Origin of the sequence: Streptomyces adustus (genome assembly GCF_009377175.1) — a bacterium.
GTDB lineage: Bacteria > Actinomycetota > Actinomycetes > Streptomycetales > Streptomycetaceae > Streptomyces > Streptomyces adustus.
Window position 1 is genome coordinate 23,391 of sequence record NZ_VJZD01000102.1, and the last position, 6,442, is coordinate 29,832.

The window sequence follows — 6,442 nt, forward strand, 5'->3', positions numbered from 1 at the left end:
AAGGAACGTGTGGAGGGCCCGGCCAAGGCGAACCTCGAAGCCGCCACGGGATGATCCTGGTGGGTCGCGGTCGCCGCGGGACGAGGTCCGGTGCCGCCCGTGTACGGGACGTCTTCCCCGGCCCGGCTACCGATCGGCGACACCCGGCCGGCCCGGATGGCGCCGATCTCATCGCTCACCCGATCCCGTACCGCGGGGACCATCGCGTCCAGGGTGACGAACCGAGTCGCGTCCCCGCGGCCTGGCATGATCGATGGGTGACCAATGAACTGCGCGGTAGGTACGTCCTGTTCGACGTCGATGGCACATTGATCGACGCGGTGAGCAACCAGCGACGGGTCTGGGGGACCTGGGCGGAGCGGTACGGACTGGATGCGGACGAGGTCTATCAGGTGGCTCTGCGGACGCGGCCGATGGAGACCTTCGCCCAGGTCGCTGCCAACCGAGACCCGCGCGAGTGCCTCGACGCGCTGCACGAGTTGGAGGACGAAGACGTCCGATCCGGTGTCTACGCGGCTTTCGACGGCGCATCGGAGCTGCTGCACGGCCTGCCACCGGGGTCCTGGGCGTTGGTCACCTCGAACTACGAGCACCGTGTACGCGGCCGATTCCTGCGAACGGGCCTGCCGGTACCGGGAGTGATCGTGGACGCCGCCGCTGTCACGGAGGGCAAGCCGTCGCCCGTTCCGTATCTGCGAGCCGCTGAGCAGCTCGGCGCCGAGCCGGGAGACTGCCTGGTCATCGAGGACGCCCCGTCCGGGGTGCTGTCCGGGCTGGGCGCCGGAATGACGGTGTGGGGAGTCAACGCCACCGTCGCGGTGGAGGGCGTGCACCGCCATTTCGCCAGTCTGCGCGAGGCAGTCCCGCACATCCTGGCCTTCGCGACCGAGCCCCACGGGCATGCCGCGGCCTGAGCCCGTCCGCCAGCGGCGGGCCGTATGGGGATGACTTTCGAGTGACCGATGTGGTCACGGCGTCCGAGCCGTCCTGGACAGCTGCCCTCACCGGGCCGAGTCCGCGCTGCCACGGCGATGGCAGGCCCCGCAGCCCCGCAGCCCCGCGTCGGCATCGTGGGCCGTCACGACGCTCGGCGACCGCGGGATGGGGAACTCGGCGACGGTCAGTCGGTGCCCTGTTGCGCGGGAACAGCGGAGTCCTGAGTCGCGGCCCAGGAGGCGAGCAGACGCAGACGCTCTTCCGAGGCCGAGCCGGGTTCGGCGGTGTAGATGGTGAGCGTGAGACCGGGTTCGGCAGCCATTTCCAGGCCCTCGTAGGCGAGAGTGAGATCGCCGACGGCCTGGTGATGGAAGCGCTTGGTGCCGGTGCCGTGGTGGCGGACGTCGTGGGCGCCCCAGCGGGTGCGGAACTCGTCGCTGCGGGTGGACAGCTCGCCGACCAGGTCGTGGAGGTCCTTGTCGTGCGGGTTGCGGCCGGCTTCGGTGCGCAGGATGGCGACGGCGATGTCGGCGGCCTGGTCCCAGTCGGGGTAGAAGCGGCGCGAGGCGGGGTCGAGGAACTGGAAGCGGGCCAGGTTGGCCTGGTTGCCGGCCACGGAATAGATGTCGTCGTAGAAGATGCGGGCGAGCTGATTCGTGGCGATCAGGTCCATACGGCCGTTGCGCACGAAAGCCGGCCCGGCGGTGACGGCGTCCAGCACCCACTGCAGGCTCGGGTGCGGATTCCAGGCCCGCGCGCTGCGACGGCGGGGCCGAGTGAGGGCGTCCGAGCCGTCGGCAGTGTGGGCGAGATTGAGCAGGTGGGCGCGTTCGGCGTCGTCGAGCTGAAGGGCGCGGGCGAGAGCTTCCAGGACGGCCGGGGAGGCGCCGGCGAGGCTGCCGCGTTCGAGCTTGGCGTAGTACTCCACGCTCAAGTCGGCCAGAGCGGCCACCTCGCTCCTGCGCAGGCCGGGCACCCGGCGCCGGCTGCCGGCCGGCAGGCCGGCCTGCTCGGGGGTGATCTTGGCTCGCCGCGAGGTCAGGAACTCGCGGACCTCTGCTTGGTTGTCCACACCTCGACGGTACGTCCCTCCCGCGTCCATAGGGATGTACTGGCAGTACACCCCTCGACGGTGCCTCGCTGCCCGCGCGAAGACCGGGTTACCTGGATGGCGTGGTGCTCTCCGCCCGCCCCGGGCGGGCCTGCACCCCGCCCTGCACACGGCGACGGTCCCGGTCATCCCGCGGCCGCACGCACTGGAACGCAAAGGAAACCCCACTCATGCGCGGCGCAGTGATCCACGCTCCCGGTGATGTCCGTTTCGAGACCCTGGATGACCCGAAGATCCTCCACCCGACCGACGCGATCATCCGGACCGCCGTCACCTGTGTCTGCGGCTCGGACCTGTGGCCCTACCGCGGGGCCGAGCCGATCGGCGACCCGCACCCGATGGGCCACGAGTACGTCGGCTTCGTGGAGGAGGTCGGCTCCGAGGTCACCTCACTGCGGCCCGGGCAGTTCGTCGTCGGCTCCTTCGCGACCTCCGACAACACCTGCGCGAACTGCGCCAACGGCTTCCAGTCGAACTGCCTGCACCGTGAGTTCATGTCGACCTGCCAGGCCGAATACGTACGCATCCCCAACGCCCAGGGCACGCTGGTCGCCACCGACGAGGTACCGGACGAGAAGTTCTGGCCGGGTCTGCTGGCCGTGTCCGATGTGATGGGCACCGGCTGGTGGGCTGCCGACGCCGCCGAGGTCGAGCCCGGCTCGACTGCCGTGGTTGTCGGCGACGGCGCGGTCGGCCTGTGCGGGGTGATCGCCGCGAAGGAGAGGGGCGCGGAGCGGATCATCGCCATGTCCCGGCACGAGCCCCGCCAGAAGCTGGCCCGGGAGTTCGGCGCCACCGACATCGTCACCGAGCGCGGCGAGGAGGGCGTGGCCCGGATCAAGGAGCTGACCGGCGGGATCGGCGCCGACAGCGTGCTGGAGTGCGTCGGCACCGCCGAGGCGATGCGGCAGGCCCTGCACTCGGCCCGGCCCGGCGGCAACGTCGGCTTCGTCGGCGTCCCCCACGAGGTCGCCATCGACGGCCAGGAGCTGTTCTTCTCCCACGTCGGCCTGCGCGGCGGCCCGGCCCCCGTGCGCCGCTACCTCCCCGACCTCATCGACCACGTCCTGTCGGGCCGGATCGACCCGGGCAAGGTCTTCGACCTCAGCCTGCCCCTGGACCAGGTCGCCGAGGGCTACAGGGCGATGGACGAGCGCCGCGCCATCAAGACCCTCCTCAAGCCCTGACCCTCCCCTCCCACCAAGGAGTAACCGTGCAGATCACCCGCAGTTCCATCGACACCGTCAAGGGCCCGGCCGACTGGTTCACCGGCGACGTCTACATCGACGCCGTCGCCGCCGCCCCCGACCCGTCCCGGGTCACCGCGAACCTGGTCCACTTCATGCCCGGCGCCCGCACCCACTGGCACCGCCACCCGCTGGGCCAGACCGTCTTCGTCACCGAGGGCGTCGGCCTCTGCCAGCGGCGCGGCGGACCGGTCGAGGTCATTCGGCCCGGCGACCGCGTCCTGTTCGAGGCCGACGAGGAGCACTGGCACGGCGCCGCACCGAACCGGCTGATGGTCCACCTGGCCATCAACGAGGGCGACGCCGACCACGACGTCGTGCACTGGCTGACCCCCGTCACCGACGAGGAATACCAGGCCACCCCGGCCGCCGACTGAGCTCGGCAAGGAGAACCACCGCGACCACCTGCGCCATCATCGGCCCCGACCCAGGCCGTCGCCCGGGCACCGGGTTCGCCCGGAGGGGATCAGCTCGGGATCGAAGCCGGGGCCGGGGTGATGTCCCGTACGAAGACGGGCTTCAGCCGCTTCTCCGGCAGCGCGTCGGGCAGTTGCTCCCAGTCGAGGACGTGGGAGACGACGCGCTCGGGAGAGACCTTCCCGGAGGCGGCGAGGTCGAGGGCGTCGGGGATGTGGGCGCGGACGTTGTCGCGCGCGACGCGCAGGGTGACGCCGGTGAGGTACATGTCGAGCAGGGGGAGCTCGCCGGGCCGGAAGTGATTGCCGGCGGACTCGCAGATGCCCTCGGGAGCGAGGGATCCGACGGCGAGCGCCAGCTGGTCGACGCGGCCGGTGGCCTCGACGGCGAGGTCGAAGCCGTGCGGGATCGGCTCGATCTCCTCGGCGGTGCGGGCGCCGTAGCTTTCGGCGAGGCGGCGGTGCTCGGCGTCGGGGTCGACGTAGAGAACGTCGGAGGCGCCGAGGGCGCGGGCGACGCATTCGTGGCCGAGGGCGAACGGCGGGTCGATGAAGCCGTGCCCGGCCAGGATGGAGGAGTCCACGTCGCAGGAGGTGGTGGCGACGGGGGCGACGATCGCCTCCAGGGCGGACCGGATCTCGGGGTCGGGTGCCTCGCGCCATTCGACGGTGCGCCGGGCGATGTAGGTCAGCTCACGCATCGGAGCGCTGCCCCTTCGCCAGGGCGACCAGGTCGGCGTAGCGGGCGACGGAGCCGCCCGCGCCCCAGGTGCCCTCGGGCTGCTCGTGCACCAGCACCCACACGCGCAGCGCCTGGTCCGGGGACAGGCCGGCGGCCGAGAGCACGGTGGCGGTGGCCTCCTCGACCAGGCCCGCCTTGCGCCGCTCCGACAGAGCCCCGTGGGGGACCGTCACCTCCACCAGGAAGCGGGGTGCGTCGTCCTCGGCCGTTTGCTGCCTGCGCAAGGAACTCGCGGCAGACCCCGCCGCAGGCCTGCGCGCCTTCCTGGCCCTGTGGCGGGGGATCGTCGTCGACACCGACTTCCATGCCGGATGCCCCGTCCTGGCCGTGGCCATCGAGGAACCCCCGGCCGACCAGGTGCCGCCCGCTCTGGCGGCCGCGGCCGAGGTCTTCGACGAGTGGGAGGGCCTGCTCGCCGACTCCCTGCGCGAACACGGAGCCGAGCCGAGGAGGCGGCGCAGGTCGCCACGCTCATCGTCGCGGCCGTCGAGGGCACCGTGGCCCTCTGCCGCGTCAAGCGCAGCACCGAACCCCTGGACCGCACCGCGGCACAGCTCCAGACCCTCATCGACGCCACGATCAAGCACTGAGGGCCTCGTCGAAGGGCGATCGATGACCTCGGCGCGGACTTCCCGGCGCCAGCCGGGGTCTGCGTAATGCCTGGGCGCTGCCGCTACCGCTGCCGCTGCGCAGCGTGGTACCGGCTGTGGTCGGCTCCGTGGCTTCGTTCGCTTCTGGCGGTTCCTCAGCTCTTGTGGTGTGTGGGAGCTGAGTCCAAAAGGGATCTTGGGCTGGCGTCGGTGGCAAGGTGATCATTGCTGGTGCCGAAGATCCTGGCCACGACAGCCTCGAAGAGGCGGGCTTCCTCAGCCGGAAGCAGGACTTCAAGCTGCCGCCCGGCCAGGTCGCACACCAGCATCGAGCGCTCGGCGACGGCTTCGACACTGGCGAGTGGAGTCCCGAGCTGCAACTTCGCGACGGTTCCGTCAGCGGTGGACAGGAAAACGCCTGCGGCTTCCGCTGTCAGGCGCGCACGGCGTCGACGGCCGCCGGAGTTGCGGAATCGTGCGGCACAGCGAATACGGGCAGTGCCCCCATGGCTCAGTGCGGCGATCGTCCGGCGGATACGCATCCTGCGCCACCGCTTCTGTATCCGGCGAAGGATTGGCTCGGCCATCATCGCGAAGATCACGGTGACGAAGAGCTTCTCCCACACGGACGTCTCCTGCAGCTCGGTATTTTCATGATCAAAATTGTGCTCGGCCTGCCGTAGGCTTCAGGACCTGGCGCCTCGGAATGATGGCATGGCCCATTCCACCCACTTCGGCTGCACCCGGAGCATGCCTGCCGAGGCATGGCTCCTGCGTCCTCATGTCGCCCCCCCTCGGAACCTGAGCCGGAACCTCCTGGCTCTGTCATGAGGGGATGGCAATGATCAGCAGCTTCGTCCGCTTCGTTCCTCGGCTTCGGCCGGCGTGTCGTAGTAGCCGGGCTGCGCGACGAGGACCGAGCCGAAGTAGTAGCCCTGCACTTCATCCGGTTCATCATCGGCTGCGAAGGGACGCCAGAAGCTCAGCAGCAGATCGGGGGCAACGAACGATGCCCGATCCTCTGGATCTGCCTGGACCCTGGTGTGCTCACGCATGACTCTGACCACCTCACGCGCCGGCAAGGCGAACACGTCCAGACCTCGGAACATCACCCGGTCCGTCGCGGCCGCCGGGCGTCCGAGCTCGATCGCCTCGAGCTGACCCCGCATGCAGTGAATGCTGATCATCAGCCCGCTCGGGCGGAATACGTGCTGCCCTGGCCGGTCCGCGTCCGACAGCGAGGTGAGGTCGCGGAGCGAGCCCAAGGCGGCGTTACTGACGTTGTTGTCGTGATGTCGTCGAGGTGAGGCCGGTTTCGGCGAGGCATCCGTCGATGAGGTTGCTGCGGTACTGGATCTTACGGAGACCATGTCGGAGCGTGCTGATGAGGTGCTCGGGGT

General features: G+C 70.2%; 7 protein-coding genes and 3 pseudogenes. 4 read left to right on the forward strand and 6 right to left on the reverse strand.

Annotation, left to right across the window (positions count from 1 at the left end):
* The first annotated feature begins 257 nt into the window (after positions 1 to 257).
* Positions 258 to 914 carry an HAD-IA family hydrolase gene (locus tag FNH09_RS23945; protein ID WP_162469003.1) on the forward strand — a complete coding sequence of 219 codons (657 nt, stop codon included), beginning with the start codon at positions 258 to 260 and terminating at the stop codon, positions 912 to 914.
* A 206-nt stretch (positions 915 to 1,120) separates the two neighbouring features.
* On the opposite strand, the gene FNH09_RS23950 is transcribed toward FNH09_RS23945, so the two are convergent.
* On the reverse strand, positions 1,121 to 2,008 hold the full coding sequence (locus FNH09_RS23950; protein ID WP_162469004.1) for an MmyB family transcriptional regulator: 888 nt from the start codon (positions 2,006 to 2,008) through the stop codon (positions 1,121 to 1,123).
* Between the two features lie 209 nt (positions 2,009 to 2,217).
* On the opposite strand from FNH09_RS23950, the gene FNH09_RS23955 reads away from it, so the two are divergent.
* Positions 2,218 to 3,234, forward strand: coding sequence for a zinc-dependent alcohol dehydrogenase family protein (locus tag FNH09_RS23955; RefSeq protein ID WP_152891370.1), 1,017 nt, complete (start codon positions 2,218 to 2,220; stop codon positions 3,232 to 3,234).
* A 26-nt stretch (positions 3,235 to 3,260) separates the two neighbouring features.
* The gene (locus tag FNH09_RS23960) at positions 3,261 to 3,671 is read left to right on the forward strand and encodes a (R)-mandelonitrile lyase (protein ID WP_162469005.1); all 411 of its coding nucleotides are present in this window, start codon (positions 3,261 to 3,263) and stop codon (positions 3,669 to 3,671) included.
* An 89-nt stretch (positions 3,672 to 3,760) separates the two neighbouring features.
* Here the strand turns inward: FNH09_RS23960 and FNH09_RS23965 are convergent, their stop codons facing one another.
* Complete coding sequence (locus FNH09_RS23965) at positions 3,761 to 4,411, reverse strand: MDR/zinc-dependent alcohol dehydrogenase-like family protein (RefSeq protein WP_152891371.1); 651 nt, start codon at positions 4,409 to 4,411, stop codon at positions 3,761 to 3,763.
* Positions 4,404 to 4,667, reverse strand: a pseudogene (locus FNH09_RS23970) (tautomerase family protein); the annotation flags it as partial. The pseudogene FNH09_RS23970 and the gene FNH09_RS23965, both read right to left, overlap by 8 nt.
* Between FNH09_RS23970 and FNH09_RS23975 the strand changes: the two are divergent.
* Positions 4,564 to 5,042 (forward strand): annotated as a pseudogene (locus FNH09_RS23975) (LmrA/YxaF family transcription factor). The pseudogenes FNH09_RS23970 and FNH09_RS23975 overlap by 104 nt on opposite strands.
* Positions 5,043 to 5,197: 155 nt before the next feature.
* Here FNH09_RS23975 and FNH09_RS23980 read toward each other — a convergent pair.
* From FNH09_RS23980 to FNH09_RS48810, 3 genes and pseudogenes are all read right to left on the reverse strand, one after another.
* Positions 5,198 to 5,668 (reverse strand): hypothetical protein, encoded by a 471-nt coding sequence (locus FNH09_RS23980; protein ID WP_152891373.1) that lies wholly within the window; start codon positions 5,666 to 5,668, stop codon positions 5,198 to 5,200.
* A gap of 219 nt (positions 5,669 to 5,887) precedes the next feature.
* Positions 5,888 to 6,307, reverse strand: a complete 420-nt coding sequence (locus FNH09_RS23985; RefSeq protein ID WP_202919739.1) for a hypothetical protein — start codon at positions 6,305 to 6,307, stop codon at positions 5,888 to 5,890.
* Positions 6,308 to 6,314: 7 nt separating this feature from the next.
* Positions 6,315 to 6,442: pseudogene (locus tag FNH09_RS48810) on the reverse strand (IS630 family transposase); the annotation flags it as partial.

Coding starts and splice junctions, on each gene's coding strand:
- FNH09_RS23955 (WP_152891370.1), top strand. CDS start 2,218: ATGCGCGGCGCAGTGATCCACGCTCCCGGTGATGTCCGTTTCGAGACC.
- FNH09_RS23965 (WP_152891371.1), bottom strand. CDS start 4,411: ATGCGTGAGCTGACCTACATCGCCCGGCGCACCGTCGAATGGCGCGAG.